The organism is Embleya sp. NPDC025285, from assembly GCF_055558835.1.
Map to the genome: position 1 here is coordinate 1 of NZ_JBVHLU010000261.1, position 2,410 is coordinate 2,410.

General features: G+C 71.4%; 1 protein-coding gene. It reads left to right on the forward strand.

All coding sequences use genetic code 11. The features are described 5' to 3' along the window. Window positions 1–2,410 (forward strand): SpnB-like Rossmann fold domain-containing protein (locus ACZ4FV_RS52050; protein ID WP_465328469.1); only part of this gene is annotated, 2,410 nt, incomplete at both ends.

Below are 2,410 nucleotides of genomic sequence, written 5' to 3' on the forward strand. Positions count from 1 at the left end.
CCCACATCCAAGACACCACCACCCTCAACGCCCACTACTGGTACGACAACCTCCGCAACCCCGTCCTCCTCCAACCCACCATCGAACAACTCACCCACAACAACCACCACATCTACATCGAGTCCAGCCCCCACCCCGTCCTCACCCACGCCATTTCCGACACGGCCAACAACCCCAACGTCCACGTCGTGGAAACCCTCCGCCGCGACCAAGGCACCCACCACCGCTTCACCACCAGCCTGGCAACCCTGCACACCCACGGCGTTTCCCGAGCGCTGGCCACGCACATCCCCCCGCCGTCCGCGTCGGGCACCCCCGATCCCGGGTTGCCGACGTACGCCTTCCAGTACCGGGACTACTGGCTCGACACCCCGGCCGTCGCCAAGGACCCGAGTGGGCTCGGACTCGTCTCGACGGAACACGAGTTCCTCGGGGCGGCGGTCGAACTCGCCGACGGTGGACCGCTGGTACTGACCGGCCGGGTCTCGCTCGCCACCCACCCGTGGTTGGCCGATCACGCGGTCCTGGACACCGTGCTGCTGCCCGGCACCGCGTTCGTCGATCTCGCGCTGCACGCCGCCGAGCTCGGTGACACACCGAACCTCGAAGAACTCGTCCTGGAGAACCCCCTCGTCGTCCCGGCGATCGGCGCCGTCCGGCTCCAAGTCGCCGTCGCCGCCCTGGACGACACCGGCCGGCGCGCCGTCACCATCCACTCCCGCAGCGACGACGCGAACACCGACCAACCCTGGACCCGGCACGCCGCGGGCACCCTGGCCCCCGACCCACTCGGCGCCACGGCAGCGACGTTCGACGCGACGAGTTGGCCGCCTGTCGATGGCGTGCCGATCGACGCCGACGAGTTGTACGGGACGCTGGCCTCCGCTGGTTACGGATACGGCTCGGTATTCCAGGGGGTTCGCGCCGCCTGGCAGGTCGGCGACGATCTCTTCGCCGAGGTGAGCCTGCCCGAGGGCACCGACCCGGCTGCCTTCGGGCTCCACCCCGCGCTGCTCGATGCCGCGCTCCACCCGATGGCGCGCGACCTCCTGTCTCGCGACGACGAACGAGGGGACGCGGACGACGCGACCGACGGATCGATCCGGTTGCCCTTCTCCTGGCGCGGTGTTCGGCTGCACGCCGCCGGTGCACGTTCGTTGCGGGTTCGGCTTGCGCGCGTGGGCGACGGGGTCGTTGCGCTCGACGTCGCCGACGCGGTCGGCGCGCCCGTGGTCTCGGTCGGCGCGCTGGCGACTCGGGCGATCTCGCCGGAGCACCTCGCCGCGTTGGCCTCGGCGGGACAAGGCGACACCCCACACCGGCACGAGGCGCTGTTCCGGCTCGACTGGACGCCGCTCTCGTTGACCTCGGCCGACGGCTCGTCGACCGACGAGGCCGACAGGCCGATCCGGTCCACCTCGTCCACTGGTTCAGCCGACCCCTACGCCTCCGTTCCGCCCGTCCTGACCCCTGACGAACTGCTGCACTGGCTGGGCCGTTTCGACAATGGCGCCGAGCAGCCGGCGGTGCTCGTGCTGGACGCCGCGACACCGGTCGCGTCGGGTACGGACGGCGACTCCGCCGACCCGGCCGCCACCGTACGGACGATCACCCGGCGCACGCTCGCGCTCCTTCAGGAGTGGGCGGCGAACGAGCAGCTCACCGGCATTCGACTGGCCGTCCTCACCCGAGGTGCCGTCGGCACCCACCCCGGCGAGGACGTGGCCGACCTGCCGGGCGCCACGCTCTGGGGCCTACTGCGCTCCGCGCAGTCCGAGAACCCGGATCGCTTCATCCTCGTCGACACCGACGGCAGTGCCGAGTCGCAGCGTGTGCTTCGGCTCGCGCTGGCCACCGGTGAACCCCAACTCGCGCTGCGACATGGGCAGGCGTTCCTGCCGCGTCTGACCCGTCCGGTGGCCGACGAGGTCCTGGCGGTGCCCGCGGACGGTGCCAACTGGCGGTTGGCGTCCGCGCATACCGGCACCCTGGAGGATTTGTACCTGGAACCCGCGCCCGAGGCCCTCGAACCACTGGGCGAGGGACAGGTTCGGCTGGAGGTGCGGGCCGCCGGCCTGAACTTCCGGGACATTCTGATCGGCCTCGACATGGTGCGCGGCGACTCCCGGCCGCCGGGCGGCGAGGGCGCCGGCGTGGTTCTGGAGGTCGGCCCGGGCGTGAGCGATCTGGCCCCCGGCGACCGGGTGATGGGCCTGCTGCCGGGCGGTGTCGGGCCGATCACGGTCGCCGACCACCGGGTGCTCACCCAGGTGCCGAACGGGTGGACGTACGCCGAGGCGGCGGCTGTTCCGGTGGTGTTCCTGACCGCGTACTACGGCCTGGTCGACCTCGCCGAAGCACAACCGGGCGAAACACTCCTCGTCCACGCCGCCACCGGCGGCGTCGGCAT